Source organism: Aquamicrobium sp. YD-1-mutant5, assembly GCF_059509755.1.
This window is the reverse complement of record NZ_JCAKKP010000003.1, coordinates 228,092-246,086: the sequence shown is the minus strand read 5'-3', so window position 1 is coordinate 246,086 and position 17,995 is coordinate 228,092. Positions and strand designations below refer to the sequence as shown.

General features: G+C 63.1%; 18 protein-coding genes and 1 pseudogene. 11 read left to right on the top strand and 8 right to left on the bottom strand.

Annotation, left to right across the window (positions count from 1 at the left end; all coding sequences use genetic code 11):
- Nucleotides 1–8 precede the first annotated feature (8 nt).
- From AC5XE7_RS05610 to AC5XE7_RS05570, 9 genes are all read left to right on the top strand, one after another.
- Complete coding sequence (locus AC5XE7_RS05610; RefSeq protein WP_495365169.1) at nt 9–2,192, top strand: primosomal protein N'; 2,184 nt, start codon at nt 9–11, stop codon at nt 2,190–2,192.
- A gap of 25 nt (nt 2,193–2,217) precedes the next feature.
- A complete protein-coding gene (locus AC5XE7_RS05605; RefSeq protein ID WP_495365168.1) occupies nt 2,218–2,919 on the top strand; it encodes an aspartate/glutamate racemase family protein in 702 nt (233 codons plus the stop codon).
- A gap of 77 nt (nt 2,920–2,996) precedes the next feature.
- On the top strand, nt 2,997–3,392 hold the full coding sequence (locus AC5XE7_RS05600) for an AGROH133_08824 family phage infection protein (RefSeq protein ID WP_183824676.1): 396 nt from the start codon (nt 2,997–2,999) through the stop codon (nt 3,390–3,392).
- Between the two features lie 235 nt (nt 3,393–3,627).
- Nucleotides 3,628–4,188 (top strand): F0F1 ATP synthase subunit delta, encoded by a 561-nt coding sequence (locus tag AC5XE7_RS05595; RefSeq protein ID WP_183824673.1) that lies wholly within the window; start codon nt 3,628–3,630, stop codon nt 4,186–4,188.
- Nucleotides 4,188–5,717 (top strand): F0F1 ATP synthase subunit alpha, encoded by a 1,530-nt coding sequence (atpA, locus tag AC5XE7_RS05590; RefSeq protein ID WP_495365167.1) that lies wholly within the window; start codon nt 4,188–4,190, stop codon nt 5,715–5,717. The genes AC5XE7_RS05595 and atpA overlap by 1 nt, the downstream gene beginning before the upstream one ends.
- A 34-nt stretch (nt 5,718–5,751) precedes the next feature.
- A complete protein-coding gene (locus tag AC5XE7_RS05585) occupies nt 5,752–6,630 on the top strand; it encodes a F0F1 ATP synthase subunit gamma (protein ID WP_183824667.1) in 879 nt (292 codons plus the stop codon).
- Between the two features lie 70 nt (nt 6,631–6,700).
- Complete coding sequence (atpD, locus tag AC5XE7_RS05580) at nt 6,701–8,347, top strand: F0F1 ATP synthase subunit beta (RefSeq protein ID WP_495365166.1); 1,647 nt, start codon at nt 6,701–6,703, stop codon at nt 8,345–8,347.
- A 3-nt stretch (nt 8,348–8,350) separates the two neighbouring features.
- A complete protein-coding gene (locus AC5XE7_RS05575; protein WP_239801073.1) occupies nt 8,351–8,545 on the top strand; it encodes an eL24 family ribosomal protein in 195 nt (64 codons plus the stop codon).
- Nucleotides 8,546–8,550: 5 nt separating this feature from the next.
- Nucleotides 8,551–8,958, top strand: coding sequence for a F0F1 ATP synthase subunit epsilon (locus tag AC5XE7_RS05570; protein WP_495365165.1), 408 nt, complete (start codon nt 8,551–8,553; stop codon nt 8,956–8,958).
- A 257-nt stretch (nt 8,959–9,215) separates the two neighbouring features.
- Here the strand turns inward: AC5XE7_RS05570 and AC5XE7_RS05565 are convergent, their stop codons facing one another.
- The 5 genes from AC5XE7_RS05565 to infA form a co-directional block, all read right to left on the bottom strand.
- Nucleotides 9,216–10,502: an NAD(P)/FAD-dependent oxidoreductase gene (locus tag AC5XE7_RS05565; RefSeq protein ID WP_495365164.1), complete on the bottom strand. Its 1,287-nt coding sequence runs from the start codon at nt 10,500–10,502 to the stop codon at nt 9,216–9,218.
- Nucleotides 10,503–10,553: 51 nt separating this feature from the next.
- The gene (locus tag AC5XE7_RS05560; RefSeq protein WP_280198475.1) at nt 10,554–11,975 is read right to left on the bottom strand and encodes a glutamine synthetase family protein; all 1,422 of its coding nucleotides are present in this window, start codon (nt 11,973–11,975) and stop codon (nt 10,554–10,556) included.
- 154 nt (nt 11,976–12,129) lie between these two features.
- Nucleotides 12,130–12,345 (bottom strand): DNA gyrase inhibitor YacG, encoded by a 216-nt coding sequence (gene yacG / locus AC5XE7_RS05555; RefSeq protein WP_495365163.1) that lies wholly within the window; start codon nt 12,343–12,345, stop codon nt 12,130–12,132.
- Nucleotides 12,342–12,977, bottom strand: coding sequence for a Maf-like protein (locus AC5XE7_RS05550; RefSeq protein ID WP_287943470.1), 636 nt, complete (start codon nt 12,975–12,977; stop codon nt 12,342–12,344). The genes yacG and AC5XE7_RS05550 overlap by 4 nt, the downstream gene beginning before the upstream one ends.
- Nucleotides 12,978–12,998: 21 nt before the next feature.
- The gene (gene infA, locus AC5XE7_RS05545; RefSeq protein ID WP_006200926.1) at nt 12,999–13,217 is read right to left on the bottom strand and encodes a translation initiation factor IF-1; all 219 of its coding nucleotides are present in this window, start codon (nt 13,215–13,217) and stop codon (nt 12,999–13,001) included.
- Nucleotides 13,218–13,637: 420 nt separating this feature from the next.
- Here infA and AC5XE7_RS05540 point away from each other — a divergent pair.
- Together AC5XE7_RS05540 and AC5XE7_RS05535 are read left to right on the top strand one after the other, a co-directional pair.
- A pseudogene (locus AC5XE7_RS05540) lies at nt 13,638–14,912 on the top strand (NCS2 family permease); the annotation flags it as partial.
- Between the two features lie 320 nt (nt 14,913–15,232).
- Nucleotides 15,233–15,670 (top strand): ABZJ_00895 family protein, encoded by a 438-nt coding sequence (locus AC5XE7_RS05535; RefSeq protein ID WP_495365162.1) that lies wholly within the window; start codon nt 15,233–15,235, stop codon nt 15,668–15,670.
- A gap of 88 nt (nt 15,671–15,758) precedes the next feature.
- Here the strand turns inward: AC5XE7_RS05535 and AC5XE7_RS05530 are convergent, their stop codons facing one another.
- From AC5XE7_RS05530 to hisD, 3 genes are read right to left on the bottom strand one after another with little or no spacing between them, the layout of a single operon-like run.
- On the bottom strand, nt 15,759–16,157 hold the full coding sequence (locus tag AC5XE7_RS05530) for an arsenate-mycothiol transferase ArsC (protein ID WP_239801072.1): 399 nt from the start codon (nt 16,155–16,157) through the stop codon (nt 15,759–15,761).
- A 49-nt stretch (nt 16,158–16,206) separates the two neighbouring features.
- Complete coding sequence (locus tag AC5XE7_RS05525; RefSeq protein ID WP_183824631.1) at nt 16,207–16,692, bottom strand: UPF0262 family protein; 486 nt, start codon at nt 16,690–16,692, stop codon at nt 16,207–16,209.
- A 5-nt stretch (nt 16,693–16,697) separates the two neighbouring features.
- Complete coding sequence (hisD, locus tag AC5XE7_RS05520; protein WP_495365161.1) at nt 16,698–17,990, bottom strand: histidinol dehydrogenase; 1,293 nt, start codon at nt 17,988–17,990, stop codon at nt 16,698–16,700.
- Between the last annotated feature and the right edge of the window lie 5 nt (nt 17,991–17,995).

Genomic DNA, 17,995 nt, shown 5'->3' with positions numbered 1-17,995 from the left:
CACGCGTGATGAGCCAGGATTCGCCCTTTTCGTCCGCAGCACCGGTGCTGGTGCCCATGCCTGCAGAACGCCCCTACACCTATGCGGTTCCGCCGGGAATGCATGTCGTGCCGGGATCGATCGTGCGCGTGCCGCTGGGGCCGCGTCAGGTCGCCGGCGTCGTCTGGGACGGCGAGGCGGGGCAGGTGGATGCCCGCAAGCTGAGGCCCATCGAGCAGGTGTTCGATTGCCCGCCGGTCAGCCACGATATGCGCCGCTTTGTCGACTGGGTGTCGCAATACACGCTTTCGCCGCCCGGCATGGTGGCGCGCATGCTTCTGCGCGCTCCGGAGGCCTTCGATCCCGAGCCGTGGACGGAAGGCATCACCCTCACCGATCAGCGGCCCGAGCGCATGACCGGGGCGCGCGAGCGTGTGCTGGAAACGGCCGCCGACGGTTTTGCCTGGACGCGCTCCGGGCTTGCCCATGCCGCCGGCGTCTCCTCCTCCGTCATCGATGGCCTGAGAGAGCAGGGCGTGTTCCAGACGGTGATGATCCCGCCCCGTCCGGTGGTTCCCGAGCCGGACACGACCTATGCGGCGGCAGAGCTGATGCCCGATCAGCGCATGGCGGCGGACGAGCTGAAGGCCGGCGTGAAGGAAGGTGGTTTCCGCGTCACCCTGCTCGATGGCGTGACCGGCTCGGGCAAGACGGAGGTCTATTTCGAAGCGGTGGCGGCGGCGATTGAAAAAGGGCAGCAGGTGCTCATCCTGCTGCCTGAAATCGCGCTGACCCATGCCTTTCTGGAGCGTTTCCAGAACCGTTTCGGGGCAAAGCCGGCCGAATGGCACTCCGATCTGCCGCCACGCATGCGCGAGCGGGTCTGGCGGCAGGTCGCGGAAGGCACCGTCAGGGTGGTGGCTGGCGCGCGCTCCGCGCTGTTCCTGCCGTTTCAGGATCTTGGCCTTATCGTCGTCGACGAGGAGCATGACCCAGCCTACAAGCAGGAAGATCGGGTCTTCTACAACGCTCGCGACATGGCGGTGGTGCGCGCCCATATCGGCGGTTTTCCTGTGGTGCTGGCCTCGGCCACGCCGTCCGTCGAAAGCCGCGTCAACGCCATGCAGGGGCGCTATGGGCGGGTCATCCTGTCATCGCGCTTCGCCGACGCGGCGCTGCCCGACCTGCGCACCATCGACATGCGGCGCGCGCCGCCGGCGCGGGGCGGTTTCCTGTCGCCGCTTCTGCTGCAAAGGATGGCGGCGACGCTGGAACAGGGCGAGCAGTCGCTTTTGTTCCTCAACCGGCGCGGCTACGCGCCTTTGACGCTGTGCCGCTCCTGCGGACACCGCTTCGGCTGTCCGGTGTGCTCGTCATGGCTGGTCGAGCACCGGTTTCGCGGCCAGCTCATCTGCCATCATTGCGGTCATACCGAAAGGCGTCCGGATGCGTGCCCGGAATGCGGCACGGTCGATCATCTGGTTGCCTGCGGGCCGGGCGTGGAGCGCATCGCGGAAGAAGTCGTCTCGCACTTCCCGGAGGCGCGCACCATCGTGCTGTCGTCCGACATACTGGGCGGGGTGCGCCGCTTGCGGCTGGAACTGGAGGCCATCGCCAATGGCGATGCCGACATTGTGATCGGCACGCAGCTCGTCGCCAAGGGACACAATTTCCCGAACATGACGCTGGTGGGGGTGGTCGATGCCGACCTTGGCCTCGCCAATGGCGATCCGCGCGCTGCCGAACGCACCTACCAGCTGCTCAGCCAGGTGACGGGCCGCGCCGGCCGCACCGGCAAGAAGAGCCTTGGCCTTCTTCAAACCTACCAGCCGGACCATCCGGTGATGCAGGCCATCGTCTCCGGCGATTCGGAGCTGTTTTACGAGCGCGAGATCGGTGAGCGCGAACGCACCCGCCTGCCGCCATTCGGGCGGCTGGCAGGCGTCATCGTCAGTGCGCCGACGCGGGCAGAGGCCGAGGGCCATGCGCGGGCGCTGCGGCTTGCTGCTCCCGAGATCGCCGACATCTTCGTGCTGGGCCCCGCCGAAGCGCCGCTTGCGTTGCTGAACGGGCGGCATCGTTTCCGTCTTTTGGTGCATGGCGAGCGCCGCGCCGATATGCAAGGTTTTGTCAGGGCGATGCTGGCTGCGGGACCGAAGGTGCGCGGCCAGATTCGGGTGCAGGTCGATATCGATCCGCAAAGCTTCCTGTGATGTGCGGGCGGGCAGAGGACATGCAATGAAGACGATCGGCCTGCTGGGTGGCATGAGCTGGGAGAGCACGGCGATCTATTATCGCCTGCTGAACGAGGGCGTTCGCTCGCGGCTCGGGGGCCTGCATTCGGCAAAGCTCGCGCTGGTCTCGGTTGATTTCGCAGAGATTGCGGAACTCCAGCATGCGGGCGACTGGCAGGGTGCCGCGCGGCTGCTGGCCGGGGCTGCGCGCCAGCTCGAAGCGGCGGGCGCGCAGTGTCTGGTTCTCTGCACCAACACCATGCACAAGCTGGCCGACGAGATCGAGGCTGCGATTTCCATGCCCCTGCTGCACATCGCCGATGCCACGGGTGCGGCCATCAGGCGCGCTGGCGTCAGCCGGCCCGCCCTTCTTGCCACCCGTTTCACCATGGAGCAGGATTTTTACAGGCAACGGCTGGCGGAGCGCTTTGGCATCGAGGCGGTTGTTCCGGATGAGGCGGGCCGCGCGAAGGTTCACGCCATCATCTACGATGAACTGTGCCTCGGCGTCGTGAAGCCGGCTTCTAAATCCGTCTATATGGAAGAGATCGCGCGGTTGCGCGCCGAACAGGGCGCCGATGGCGTGATCATGGGCTGCACCGAAATCACCATGCTGATCGGCCAGCCGGATTTCGACATTCCGGTTTTCGACACCACGCTTATCCATGCCGAGGCAGCTATCGCGTTTGCTCTGGCTGAGGCATAAGGCAGCGAGACCGGCACCGCGGCGCGGCCGGGCAAGGCGCGCGCTGACACCTTACCGAGATCAAGCGAGGGACTGCGATGGAATTCTCATTTCCGTGGCCGATGAGCCAGGGCGAATGGCTGGCGTGGACAAGCGCTGTCGTGACAGCGGCACTTGGACTGCTTCTGTTTCTGGCGCCGGGCATCGGATTCAGGCTCCTGCGCCTGCAGCCGCATCCCGACAAGCCGGAGGCGGTGATCGAGGGGCGCAGCCGCTTTGCGGGTTTCTATCTTGGTGTCGGCCTGTGCGCGATCCTGCTTGCGCAGCCATTGCTCTACATGGCGCTCGGCTTTTCCTGGCTATTCACAGCTTTTGGCCGCATGCTCGGGATGATGAGCGATCGGGGCAACACGCCCTACAACTGGGCCGCTCTGGCCGTAGATCTGGCACTTGCGGCACTTCCGCTGGCTTTTGCCTTCGGTTTTGTGCCCTGAATCAGGGGGCGCGGAACGCATTCGTCAAGCGGATGCGACAAAAGTGCCGGAATCCACTGCCCTCCATGGATTGCGGTCTTGGGAGGCGTGTGCTAGACGGCAACCGACTTTCAGCTAGGGGAAGCGGAAGCCGATCCTTTAGCTTCGACAAAACGTAAGCAAGGTCAAAGATTTAGCCAGAGTTCTCACTCGCGCCAACAATCTGCGGCCTGTCAGACATGAGAAAAGACGGACCGTGGCCAAAACGTCCTCGCCAATCTCCGCCGTTGCCGAGCGCTATGCGAGCTCGCTGTTCGAGCTGGCTCTCGAAGCAAAATCCGTTGCCAGGGTCGAGGCTGCTCTTTCCAGCTTCGAGGCCATGCTGGCCGGCAGCGCCGATCTGAAGCGCCTCATCGAAAGCCCCGTCTTCGCGGCTGACGAGCAGGAGCGCGCCATTTCGGCACTCCTCGAAAAGGCCGGCATCGATGGTCTCGCAGGCAGCTTCCTGCGCGTCGTCGCCCGCAACCGCCGCCTTTTCGCGGTGCCGGGCATGATCGATGCTTTCCGCAGAATTGCCGCTGAACATCGCGGCGAAGTGTCGGCAGAGGTGACGGCGGCGCATGCGCTGACGGCTGCCCAGCAGGCCGAACTCAAGGCGGCGCTGAAGAGCGTTGCCGGTAAGGACGTGGTCATCAACGTCACCGTCGATCCGAGCCTGCTCGGTGGTCTCGTGGTCAAGATGGGCTCGCGCCAGATCGATACGTCGCTCAAAACCAAACTCAATTCGCTCAAGCTTGCACTTAAAGAGGTCGGCTGATGGACATCCGCGCCGCGGAAATCTCCGCAATTCTGAAAGATCAGATCAAGAACTTCGGCAAGGAAGCCGAGGTTTCCGAAGTCGGTCAGGTTCTGTCCGTCGGTGACGGTATTGCCCGCGTTTACGGTCTCGACAATGTTCAGGCCGGTGAAATGGTCGAGTTCCCCGGCGGCATCCGCGGCATGGCGCTCAACCTCGAAGCCGACAATGTCGGTGTCGTTATTTTCGGTAACGACCGCGACATCAAGGAAGGCGACACCGTCAAGCGTACCGGCGCGATCGTCGACGTTCCGGTTGGTCCCGAGCTGCTCGGCCGCGTGGTCGATGCGCTCGGCAATCCGATCGACGGCAAGGGCCCGATCAAGTCCAAGGAGCGTCGCCGCGTCGACGTCAAGGCGCCGGGCATCATTCCGCGCAAGTCGGTGCATGAGCCGATGTCGACCGGCCTCAAGGCCATCGATGCCCTGATCCCGGTTGGCCGCGGCCAGCGTGAGCTGGTCATCGGTGACCGCCAGACCGGCAAGACCGCCATCATCCTCGACACCATCCTCAACCAGAAGGCCATCCACGACAACGGCCCCGAGTCGGAAAAGCTGTACTGCGTCTACGTCGCCGTCGGCCAGAAGCGCTCGACCGTCGCGCAGTTCGTGAAGGTTCTGGAAGAGCGCGGCGCGCTTGAGTATTCGATCATCGTCGCCGCCACCGCCTCCGATCCGGCCCCGCTCCAGTATCTGGCGCCGTTCACCGGCTGCACCATGGGCGAGTATTTCCGCGACAACGGCCAGCACGCGCTGATCGGCTATGACGACCTGTCCAAGCAGGCTGTCGCTTATCGCCAGATGTCGCTGCTGCTGCGCCGTCCGCCGGGCCGCGAAGCCTATCCGGGCGACGTTTTCTATCTGCACTCCCGTCTGCTGGAGCGCGCCGCCAAGCTCAACGACGACAATGGCAACGGCTCGCTCACCGCTCTGCCGGTCATCGAGACGCAGGCGAACGACGTTTCGGCCTACATCCCGACCAACGTGATCTCGATCACCGACGGCCAGATCTTCCTTGAGACCAACCTGTTCTTCCAGGGTATCCGCCCGGCCGTGAACGTGGGTCTGTCGGTGTCGCGCGTCGGCTCCGCTGCCCAGATCAAGGCGATGAAGCAGGTTGCCGGTTCGATCAAGGGCGAGCTTGCCCAGTATCGCGAGATGGCGGCGTTCGCTCAGTTCGGCTCGGACCTCGATGCCTCCACGCAGCGTCTGCTCAACCGCGGTGCGCGTCTGACCGAGCTGCTGAAGCAGCCGCAGTTCTCGCCGCTGAAGACGGAAGAGCAGGTTGCCGTGATCTATGCCGGCGTGAACGGCTATCTCGACAAGCTCGCCGTTGGCGATGTCGGTCGCTTCGAGCAGGGCCTGCTGTCGCATCTGCGCACGGTCGGCAAGGAAGTTCTCGACGGCATCCGCAAGGAAAAGGCGCTTTCGGACGATCTGCGGGCCAAGCTCAAGGCCGAGGTCGACGCTTTCGCCAAGACCTTCGCCTGACCCTTGAACGCACGCGGACTGTAGAGTTTGAAGCATGGCGTCACTGAAAGACCTTCGTAACCGCATCGCCTCGGTCAAGGCGACGCAGAAAATCACCAAGGCGATGCAGATGGTCGCCGCGGCGAAGCTGCGTCGTGCCCAGGAAGCTGCGGAGGCCGCGCGTCCCTATTCGGAGCGCATGGGTGCCGTCCTGGCCAACATCACCCAGGCCATCGGTGCGGGCGGCGATGCCCCCGCGCTGATGACCGGAACGGGTAAGGACGACGTGCATCTGCTCGTCGTCTGCACCGCCGAGCGCGGCCTGTGCGGCGGCTTCAACTCGCAGATCGCGCGCTTTGCCCGCGATCATGTCCGCCGGCTTCTGGCCGAGGGCAAGACGGTCAAGATCATCTGCGTCGGCAAGAAGGGTTTCGACATCCTTCGTCGCGATTACGCTTCGCTCATCATCGAGCGTATCGATCTGCGCGAGGTCAAGACGATCGGCTTCGCCAATGCCGACGCCATCGCCCGCAAGGTGATCCAGCTGTTCGGTCAGGGCGAGTTCGACGTCTGCACGCTGTTCTATTCGAACTTCAAGTCGGTGATCAGCCAGGTGCCGACGGCGCAGCAGATCATTCCGGCGGCCGCTCCTGCCGAAGCGGAAGCTGCCAATGGCAGCGCCGTTTACGAGTATGAGCCGGAGCCGGGCGAAATCCTTTCCGATCTGATCCCGCGCAACATCTCCGTCCAGATCTTCCGCGCGCTGCTCGAAAACGCAGCCGGCGAGATGGGCGCCAAGATGAGCGCTATGGACAACGCGACGCGCAATGCGGGCGAGATGATCAACAAGCTGTCGATCACCTACAACCGCCAGCGTCAGGCGCAGATCACCAAGGAACTCATCGAAATCATTTCGGGCGCCGAGGCGCTCTAGCATGCGGCGTGAAGGCCGGAGCCTTCACCCGAGCATGTGACAACAAACGGACGAAAAAGGGCTAGAGACGATGGCGAAAGCAGCGACCCCGAAAACGGCGACCGCTAAGACTGCAGAAGCTCCCGCGAAGGCGGTTGCGGCAAAGGCGGCTCCCGCAGCTGCAGCGAAGGCTCAGGCGGCTGCGCCGAAGAAGGCGCCTGCTAAGGGCGCTGCTGCGAAAGAGGCGGCCAAGCTGGTGGCGGAATCAAAGCCGGGCAAGGTCAATACACGCGGTGCCACGGCCAGCCATAATCTCGCCAAGGGATCGAAGGGCAAGGTTCGTCAGGTCATCGGCGCCGTTGTCGACGTGCAGTTCGAGGACAGCCTGCCGGCCATTCTGAACGCGCTCGAGACCGAGAATGTCGGCAACCGTCTGGTTCTGGAAGTCGCCCAGCATCTCGGTGAGAACACCGTGCGCTGCATCGCCATGGACGCCACCGAAGGTCTGGTGCGCGGCCAGGAAGTCACCGACACCGGCGCTCCGATCTCGGTTCCGGTCGGCCCGGGCATGCTCGGCCGCATCATCAACGTCATTGGCGAGCCGGTCGACGAAGCCGGTCCGATCAACGCGATCGAGCATCGCGGCATTCACCAGCCCGCTCCGGAATATGTCGAGCAGTCGACGGAAGCCGCTATTCTCGTGACCGGCATCAAGGTCATCGACCTGCTGGCACCTTACGCCAAGGGCGGCAAGATCGGCCTGTTCGGCGGCGCCGGCGTCGGCAAGACCGTTCTCATTCAGGAACTGATCAACAACATCGCCAAGGCGCACGGCGGCTACTCGGTGTTCGCCGGTGTCGGCGAGCGTACCCGCGAGGGTAACGACCTCTATCACGAGTTCATCGAATCGGGCGTCAACCAGAAGGGTGGCGGCGAAGGTTCGAAGGCTGCTCTCGTTTACGGCCAGATGAACGAGCCTCCGGGAGCCCGCGCCCGCGTCGCGCTCACCGGCCTGACGGTTGCCGAATACTTCCGCGATCAGGGCCAGGACGTTCTGTTCTTCGTGGACAACATCTTCCGCTTCACGCAGGCCGGTTCGGAAGTGTCGGCTCTGCTCGGCCGTATTCCTTCGGCTGTGGGTTATCAGCCGACGCTGGCGACCGACATGGGCGCTCTGCAGGAACGCATCACCACCACCACCAAGGGCTCGATCACCTCGGTGCAGGCCATTTACGTTCCGGCCGACGACCTGACCGACCCGGCTCCGGCCACCTCGTTTGCCCACCTTGACGCGACCACGACGCTGAACCGCGCCATCGCCGAAAAGGGCATCTACCCGGCTGTGGATCCGCTCGACTCGACCTCGCGCATGCTCGACCCGCTGATCGTCGGCGAGGAGCACTATCAGGTCGCCCGTGACGTGCAGCAGACCCTCCAGCGCTACAAGTCGCTGCAGGACATCATCGCCATCCTCGGCATGGACGAGCTGTCCGAAGAGGACAAGCTGACCGTTGCCCGCGCCCGCAAGATCGAGCGCTTCCTGTCGCAGCCGTTCTTCGTGGCCGAAGTCTTCACCGGTTCGCCGGGCAAGCTGGTGGCTCTGGAAGACACCATCAAGGGCTTCAAGGGTCTGGTTGCCGGCGAGTACGATCACCTGCCGGAAGCTGCCTTCTACATGGTCGGCGGCATCGAAGAGGCGGTCGAGAAGGCTAAGAAGCTGGCGGCCGAGGCTGCCTGATCCATTCAGGATCGCGACCTTCGGCTCGAGGATGCGGTCAACGAAACCTGCCCCTGGTCGGGCAAGCCGATTTCGGCGGATTCGTTGACCGTCTACAAGGGCCGCACGGTCGGTTTCTGTAATCCCGGCTGCCGGGACAAGTTCGCAGCAGCGATTTCTCATTTCGAGCAGTCGCTGCCCGAGAAACCAAAGGCATAGGCATCATGGCTGAAGCTTTCCAATTCGAACTGGTCTCGCCGGAGCGTTTGCTTGTCTCCGAAAAGATCGAATCGGTCGTCATTCCCGCAACGGAAGGCGAAATGACCATCATGGCCAATCATGCTCCGGTCATGACCACGATCAAGCCGGGCGTTGTCACCGTGAACACCGCCGCCGGACAGCAGGAGCGCTATGTCGTGTTCGGTGGTTTCGCCGACATCCTGCCTGGTGGCTGCACGCTGCTGGCTGAATCGGCCGTGTCGGTGAAGGATCTCGATCGCGACGACATCGCGCGCCGTGTGCAGGAGGCGAAGGAAGACGTCGCCGACGCCAGGGACGACAACACCCGCACGCGCGCCGAGCAGTATCTGTCGGAACTGACCACCCTGCAGGGCGCGCTTCAGGCCGCCTGATCAGATCACGCATAAGTGACGACAAGCCGGGCAATGCCCGGCTTTTCTCGTTATGCGGCCGGTTTCGCGGTGGCTTTGTCCTGCTTGTGGGGAGGCTGAAAAGCAGAACCCGCGTCTCTTGTGGAAACGCGGGTTGTTGCCTGGGCGCTTGCGCGCCGCGGTACTCGATACTGTGCCGCAGGACCGGGACAATGCCGCCCGATGGATGAAGATAGGCTTAACGGACCGGCCTTTTTCCCCGGGCGTGACAGGTGGGTTCAGATGCTGTCGCGAAGGGCATACCAGTTGAGCGCAAGAAAGAGCAGCGGGGCCCGCAGACGACGGCCGCCGGGGAAGGCGGGGATCTTCAGGTACTCGAACAGCTTCAGCCGCTCGCGATTGCCGGTCACGGTTTCAGCATAGAGCTTGCCGACGAAGTTCGAGAGCATGACGCCGTGACCGGAATACCCCCCGGCCGAGATGACATTGGGCATCACTTCGCGCACGAAGGGCTGGCGTGGCATGGTGATGCCGACATAGCCGCCCCAGCCGTGCGTGATCTCGACGTCCTTCAGCGCCGGATAGATCTCGGCGATCTGCTTACGGATATGGATGTGAATATCGCCCGGATCGGTCACGGCGTAGATCTCGCGCCCGCCGAACAGCAGGCGCCCGTCCTTCGATTTCCGGAAATAGCGCACGACAAAACGCGAGTCATCGACAGATTCGCCGCCGGGAAGCACCGGGCTGTCGTCGCCCAGAGGCACGGTTGCGCCGATGAATGAACCGATGGGCATGATATGCGCCGCGCTCTCCGGTTCCAGATTGCCGCCGTGAGCGTTGGTGGCGATGAGGCATTTGTCGGCGGTGATCGTGCCGTGATCGGTCGTGATGGAGACCTTTCCGCCATTGGAGGCAATGCCTGTGGCGGGCGTGTTCTCGTAAAGGTGAGCGCCGGCTTCAGCGGCCACGCGCGCCGTGCCGATCAGGAGCTTCAGGGGATGGATGTGTCCGGTTCCGGTATCGCGTACGCCGCCGAAAAAGCGCCGTGAGCCGAGCCGTTCTGCGGTCTCGTCAGCGCCCATGAACGAGATATGAGGATAACCGAAGCGGTTCGCCATGACCTCGGCATGGGCTCTGTAATTGTCGACATAGCGCTTCTTGTGCGCCACCGACATCTGGCCGGGCGCATAGTCGATGTCGATGTCATGGGCTTTTGCGAAATCCAGCAGATGGGCCTTCGCCTCTTCGGCAAGGTCGAACAGCGCTCTGGCGCGGGTGAAGCCATATTCGGCTTCCATCTCTTCAGGCCAGGCGCGCTGCCCGGTGTTCATCTGTCCGCCATTGCGGCCCGATGCCCCATCGCCGAAACGATGAGCTTCGATGAGAACGACGTTCGTGCCCGACGCAGCCAGATGGGCCGCCGCCGACAGTCCTGTAAAGCCGCCGCCTATGATCGCCACGTCGCAGCTTTTGTCACCATCCAGCCGGGAATAGGAAGGCCGCTCATCAACGGTGTCTTCATACCATGAGCGACCGGGTGAAATGGGTGACTGATAGGGCATCGGATTTCAGCGTGGCGGTTGTTGGGAGGGTGCAGACCAGCTTGCCGCCGCTCAGACGTTCAGCAGCAGATATTCGCGCTCCCAGGGGCTGATGACTTCCATGAAGGTCTCGAACTCGGCCCGCTTGATTGCAGCATAGGTTGTGGCGAAGGTCTTTCCGAGAAGACTGGCCAGCTCCTCATCCTGCTCGAACAGATCGACCGCCTCCAGAAGCCCGCGCGGCAGATCGATCTCGTCCTCATTGGCCGTTGTGACGACGGGCGCTTCGGATTCGAGACGGTTCTTCAGCCCGATAAGCCCGCAGGCGAGCGAGGCAGCGAGCGCCAGATAGGGATTGGCATCCGAGGAGGGGATGCGGTTCTCCACGCGTCTGGCGGCCGGGTCGGAGCGCGGAACGCGGAAGGCCGTGGTGCGATTGTCGTAGCCCCATTTGTTGTTGACGGGGGCGGAGGCAGCCTGCGTGAGCCGGCGATAGGAGTTCACATAGGGCGCCAGCATCACCAGCGCGTTCGGCACATGCTTCTGCATGCCGCCGATGAAGTGGAAGAACTGATCGGTCTCCGAACCATCGCTGGCAGTGAAGATGTTGGCGCCGGTCTTCTTGTCGATGATCGACTGGTGGATATGCATGGCTGACCCCGGCTGGCCCTGAATGGGCTTGGCCATGAAGGTGGCGTAGATGTTGTGCTTCAGCGCCGCTTCGCGGATCGTGCGCTTGAACATGAACACCTGATCGGCCAGTTCGATCGGGTCGCCATGGCGCAGGTTGATCTCCAGCTGGCCGGCGCCCTCCTCATGGATCAGCGTGTCGATCTCAAGGCCCTGACTTTCGGAGAAATGGTAGATGTCGTCGATCAGCTCGTCGAACTCGTTGACGCCGGCGATGGAGTAGCCGGCGCCGCCGCCGATGGCCCGCCCCGAGCGACCGACCGGAGGAGTCAGCGGATAATCCGGATCAGGGTTCTTGTGGACCAGATAGAATTCGATTTCCGGGGCGACGACGGGCTTCAGCCCGAGCTTGTCATAGGCGGCGACAACGTTCTTGAGCACGTTGCGCGGCGTGAATTCCACCGTGCGCCCGTCCTGATGCACCAGATCGCAGATGACGGCTGCGGTCGGGTCGTCTTCCCATGGCACCACGGTCAGGGTTGACAGGTCCGGCACCATCTTGAGGTCACCGTCATCCTCCGGATAGACGAAGCCATTGCCATCTTCCGGATAACCGCCCGAAATGGTGGCCATGAACACGGCCGACGGCAGGGCCAGCGACGTATTGGACGTGAATTTGCTGGACGGCATCATCTTGCCGCGCGCGACACCGGCCTGATCCGGCGTGATGCACTCTATGTCTTCAATGCCGCGGTATTCGAGCCAGGCACTGGCGTCCTTCCAGCTTTTTACCCCGCGCAGGTTATTCACGAAGGCAGGGCTGCGGGAACGTTTTGAACGAACGTCCTTCTTTACGGGCGTCATCAATCACCAAATTTAAGAATACCGGCCAAGTATGCCGGTTCGGCACACGGAAGGGAAGGGGGCGCGAATGATAGTTCTGTGACGGCAGGCGTCTGCTTCCATTTCAGGCCATTGCAGCCATATGGGCAAACGGGAGACCGAATATCCGGAACCGCTACTCCCGGTCCGTAGCCGACGGCACGTCGTCCGCCTCGTCCTCGTCCTCCCGGACAGGTATGACGTAGGCGCCCTTGAGCCAGCGGTTCAGGTCGACATCCTTGCAGCGCTTGGAGCAGAAGGGATAAGTCTCACGCGCCGAAGGTCGCCCGCATTCGGGGCATGGCCGCTTCGGCCGCAGAGGCATCACCTGTGCGGTGTTGTCGCCGCTCATGAGACACCTGTGGCCGGCCAGCCGGCGCGTGTGTCGAAGCCTTCGCCGGCAAGCAGCGCCGCGGTTTCATACAATGGCAGCCCCACCACGCTGGTGTAGGAGCCGATCAGCTTGACCACGAAGGAGCCGGCAAGCCCCTGTATGGCGTAGGCGCCGGCCTTGCCGCGCCATTCGCCCGAGGCGACATAGCGCTCGATGTCCTCGCGCGGCAGCCGCCGGAAGCGCACCCGCGTCTCGACGAGACGCTGGCGGATCTTGCCCGATGGCGTGGCGAGGCAGATGCCGGAATAGACGCGGTGCGAACGGCCGGACAGCAGTTGCAGGCAATAGACGGCGTCGTCGATGGTCTCGGCCTTCGGCAATATGCGGCGGCCGACGGCCACGACCGTATCCGCCGCCAGCACGAAGGCGGGTTCGGCAGCCGGCTCTGCCTTCAGGTCGGCAAGCGCTTTTTCCGCCTTCTGCTTCGACAGCCGCTTTGCCAGCGACCGCGGATGCTCGGCGCGCTGCGGCGTCTCGTCTATGTCGGCTGGGAGAATGCGGTCAGGCTCGATGCCCGCCTGCTGCAGGAGCTGAATCCTGCGCGGCGAAGCAGAGGCAAGCACAAGCGTCTGCGATTTGCTTCCAGCCATGCCTGCCTGCCCGGACGGTTTTTACTTGAAACGGTAGGTGATACGGCCCTTGGTCAGGTCGTAGGGTGTCATTTCGACCAGAACCTTGTCGCCGGTCAGCACGCGGATGCGGTTCTTGCGCATGCGGCCAGCCGTGTGGGCAATGATTTCGTGCTCGTTTTCAAGCTTGACCCGGAACATGGCGTTCGGAAGCAACTCCGTCACCACGCCCGGAAACTCAAGGACTTCTTCCTTCGGCATTCGATACCTTTTCTCGGGTGATGATCCGGGACCAGTGCCCGGATTTTGCGCGGAACCTATATGATAAAGGCGGGTTTGTGAACACGCTAATCGGCACAGGTTTCAAAACCCCGGCCAGCACATGGCCGCAGGCTGTAAAATCTCTGACCCTGCATCCGCGGAAGCGGTCTGCCGGTGCGCGTCATTGTCCCGCACAAGGTAATATACACAAGATAAATGGCTTTTCCGCGATTTCTTTCACTTGTCACTTGCGCGGCTAAATCAACGGGCCGAAAATGTATCTTCAGCTTGAGGCAGGCTGGATCAGGGTGAGCGGGGTCGCGGTTTCTTATACGGGCAGGAGGGGTCCGGCCCGGTCAGCGACCCGAACGCAACCTCTTCATCCGCGGCCTCTGCGCTATCAGGAGAAGGGGATCGTAAGTGCTCGAATCATATTTCAGAATAAAGGAAGAGGGGTCCTCGGTTCGCACCGAAGTGATTGCCGGTGTCACCACCTTCCTGACGATGTCATATATCATCTTTGTGAACCCGGCGATCCTGTCGACGACCGGCATGGACAAGGATGCCGTTTTCGTGGCCACCTGCCTGGCTGCGGCAATCGGTTCGGCGATCATGGCGCTGGTGCCACGCTGGCCGATCGGCATGGCGCCCGGCATGGGCCTGAATGCGTTCTTCGCATTCACCGTGGTTGGCGCTCTGGGCTTCACCTGGCAGCAGGCGCTCGGCGCCGTCTTCATTTCGGGCATCATCTTCCTGATCCTGACGGTCACCGGCGTGCGCAGGTGGATTGTCGAGGGAATTCCGAGGTCGATGCGCAGCGCGGTTGCCGCCGGTATCGGTCTTTTCCTCGCCATCATCGCGTTGACGAGCTCCGGTATCGTGGTCGCCAATCCGGCCACGCTGGTCAGCCTGGGTGACGTGACGCAGACCGGTCCGCTTCTGGCGATCGCCGGCTTCTTCATCATTGCCGCTCTCGATGCGCTGAAAATTCGCGGTGCGATCCTGATCGGCATTCTGGTCATCACCATTGCCTCGATGGCTCTCGGCGTCAGCCAGTTCGGAGGCGTGGTGTCCATGCCCCCGTCCATCGCGCCGACCTTCATGCAGCTCGACATCATGGGTGTGCTTCATGCCGGCGTGCTCTACGTCATCCTCGTTCTGGTGCTGGTCGAGATCTTCGACGCCACCGGCACGCTGATCGGCGTTGCCAAGCGCGCGGGCCTGATGCCGGAAGGCAAGCCCAACCGTCTCGGCAAGGCGCTTCTGGCCGACAGCACGGCCATCGTTGCCGGTTCGATGCTCGGCACCTCCAGCACCACCGCCTATGTCGAAAGCGCCTCCGGCGTTCAGGCTGGCGGACGCACGGGCCTCACGGCTCTGGTGGTTGCGATCCTGTTCCTCGCGGCCCTGTTCTTCGCGCCGCTGGCTGGCTCGGTTCCGGTCTACGCAACGGCACCGGCGCTGCTCTACGTCGCCTGCCTGATGATGCGCGAACTGGTCGAGGTGGAGTGGACGGAAATCACCGAGGCGGCACCGGCGGCGCTGACCGCGCTGATGATGCCGTTCACCTATTCGATCGCCAACGGTCTTGCCTTCGGCTTCATCAGCTATGCTGCCCTGAAGACGCTGAGCGGCCGTTTCAGGGATGTGCATCCGGCCACCTGGCTTGTCGCCATTCTGTTCATCATCCGGTTCGTGATGGTGGGTGTCGAGCACAAGGAAGACGTTCAGGCGCCGGCCGGCAATGCCGCTGTCGAGACCGTTGTTGGTGAAGGTTCCGATGCCAACAATTCGGGAGCAGCCAACACGGCGCCCGCAGGCGCGCCTGCCGAAAGCACCAGCGGCCAGTAAGAAGCTGTCAACTGGCAACGAAAAACGCCCGCAACATGTGTTGCGGGCGTTTTTCGTTGCCTGAGGAGGATGCGATCTGGCCGGCATTTTCCATATTGCAAGCAATCATGGTTTTGTGAATGAGTGCGTCGCACGATCAACTTGAGTGTCGAGGGAAGGTTTCAATGAATTCTGCAGACAGTCGCCCTGTGTCGTCGTCGGCAATCGTCGGTATCTTTGCGGCCGCGTTCCTGGTCCTCGCCATTCTTCTGAATATTCTTGTGATCTTCGTGCCTTTCGACAACCCGGCCATGGGGTTCCTCGTCGTCGTGGCGGCAGCTGGCGTGGCCGGCCAGTACTGGTTTTCCCGTGAGAAGGTGGTGCCTGCCGGTGGCCGCACATGGAAGGTCGCGCTGCTATGCGGCATCGTTTCGGCCGTCCTTTCGGCCGGCTTTGCCGTCTTCGGCCTTTCCGGCGACCAGCAGATGTGGAACGAGTTCAGTCAGGCTGGCATCGCCGTGATCGCCGGAGTGTTCGCGGCCATCCTTGTCATTCAGGTTCTTCTGGTCCGCGTCGGCTTCTGGCTCACTTTCCGGCAGGCGGCAAAAAAGCCGGCGGCCTGAATTCGGGCAATTTCCGCAGACCGCAGACAGGGGCCTCGCGATCTCGCTGCCATCGACAACGCTGCGGCCCCCGATCCGTCTCAGGCTCTCATGGCTGGTCCGTTTTTAGAAAGCGCGACGCGACGCGCTCCTTCAGATGCTCGCGCACATCGCGATAGGCAGCCAGCCGCTGCTCGCGGGTGCCGGTAATCGAGGTCGGGTCGAAGGTCGGCCAATACTCTACTTCCACCGCCATGGTGCGGGTGAATTCCATCGCCGTATGGTGAGCCTGCGGTGAAAGGGTGATGATCAGGTCGAAATAGGCGTCTTCTATGTCGTCCACTGCGCGTGGTTCGCGGTCGCCCAGCGACAGTCCCTCTTCTTCAAGAACAGCATCGACGAAGGGATCGCGTTCGCCGGCATGGACTCCGGCCGAGGCGATGAAGACATCGGCCGGCAGCACCCGGCGCGCCAGAAGCTCGGCCATGGGAGAGCGCACGGCGTTCATTCCGCACATGAAAAGAATCGAGCGCGGTTTGGAGGGTTCGCCGTTCAGGTCAGCCTCGCCAGTGCAGCACGCAAACCAGCGTAAACAGCCGCCGCGCCGTATCGAAATCAATGTCGATCTTGCCGGCCAGCCGGTCTTTCAGCGTTTGCGAACCCTCATTGTGCAGTCCGCGCCGGCCCATGTCGATGGCCTCGATATGGCTGGGCGAGGCCGAGCGGATGGCATCGTAATAGCTTTCGCAGATCATATAGTAATCCTTGACGATCCGCCGGAAAGGCGTGAGCGACAGGATATGGGTGACAACGTCCGAGCCGTCCTCCCGGGTGATGGCAAAGACCAGCCGTGCATCGACCAGCGACAGCTTCAGCTTGTAGGGGCCAGGCTTTTCGTCGTTGACCGGACGGAAATTGTTTTCCTCGATCAGATCGAAGATCGCCACGGCGCGCTCATGCTCGACATCCGGCGTGGAACGGCCGATCGTTTCGTCAAGTTCGACGTCGATGAGCCGGTCACGCTGGTGATCGAAGTCCGACATCGGCGCTACATGTTCAGGCGTATGGCGACGGAGCGGGCATGCGCATCCAGCCCTTCCGCCCTGGCCAGCGCGATGGCGGCAGGCCCCAGCGAGCGCAACTGTTCAGGACCCAGCCTGAGGGTCGAGGTGCGCTTGACGAAATCGAGCGTGGAAAGCCCCGACGAAAAGCGGGCCGAGCGCGCGGTGGGCAGCACATGGTTGCAGCCGCCGACATAGTCGCCGATCACCTCCGGCGTATGGCGGCCGATGAACACCGAACCGGCGTTGCGGATGCGGCCAAGCAAGGCGTCAGCATCGTCCACCGCCAGTTCCAGATGTTCGGCCGCGATACGGTCGATGAGCGGGGTCGCCGTATCGAAACCATCCACGAGGATGACGCAGCCGAAATCGCGCCAGCTCTGCGCTGCGGTTTCGCCGCGCGAAAGGCTGCGCAGCTGGCGCTCGACGGCGTCCTCCACGGCTTTGCCGAATTCGGCGTCGTCGGTCATTAGTATCGACTGGGCCGAAGCGTCGTGCTCGGCCTGCGCCAGCAGGTCGGCGGCGATCCAGTCGGGATCGTTGGAGCTGTCTGCCACCACCAGAACCTCGGAAGGTCCGGCGATCATGTCGATGCCGACCGTGCCGAACACATGCCGCTTGGCGGCCGCGACATAGGCGTTGCCCGGCCCGACGATCTTGACCACGGGCCTGATCGTTTCGGTGCCGTAGGCAAGCGCCGCGACAGCCTGCGCGCCGCCGATGCGGTAGATTTCCGATATGCCGGCCAGATCGGCCGCCACCAGCACCAGCGGGTTGATGACGCCGCCGGAGGCCGGCACCACCATGACTATGCGCTCCACGCCGGCCACCGCCGCCGGAACGGCGTTCATCAGAACCGAGCTTGGATAGCTGGCGGTGCCGCCCGGCACATAGAGGCCGACCGATTCCACTGCCGTCCAGCGCGAGCCGAGTTCGACGCCGATGGGATCGACATAGATGTCGTCCTTCGGCATCTGGCGCTGGTGATGCGAGCGGATGCGGTCGCGGGCGAGCTTCAGCGCTTCGATGGTGGCCGGATCGGCCTGCCCATAGGCGGCCTCGATGTCGGCGCGCGAGACCGCAATGCCGAGCGTTTCAAGGTCGGCCCTGTCGAAGCGCTTCGTGTAGTCGATGAGGGCGGCGTCACCCTCGGCGCGCACGCGGGCGATGATGTCGCGCACCACGGCCTCGACATCGGCCGAAACCTCGCGTTTCGTCGACAGGAAGGCGGCAAATCGCTGTTCGAAATCCGCATCCGATTGTCTGAGGGTAAGGGCCATGCGTG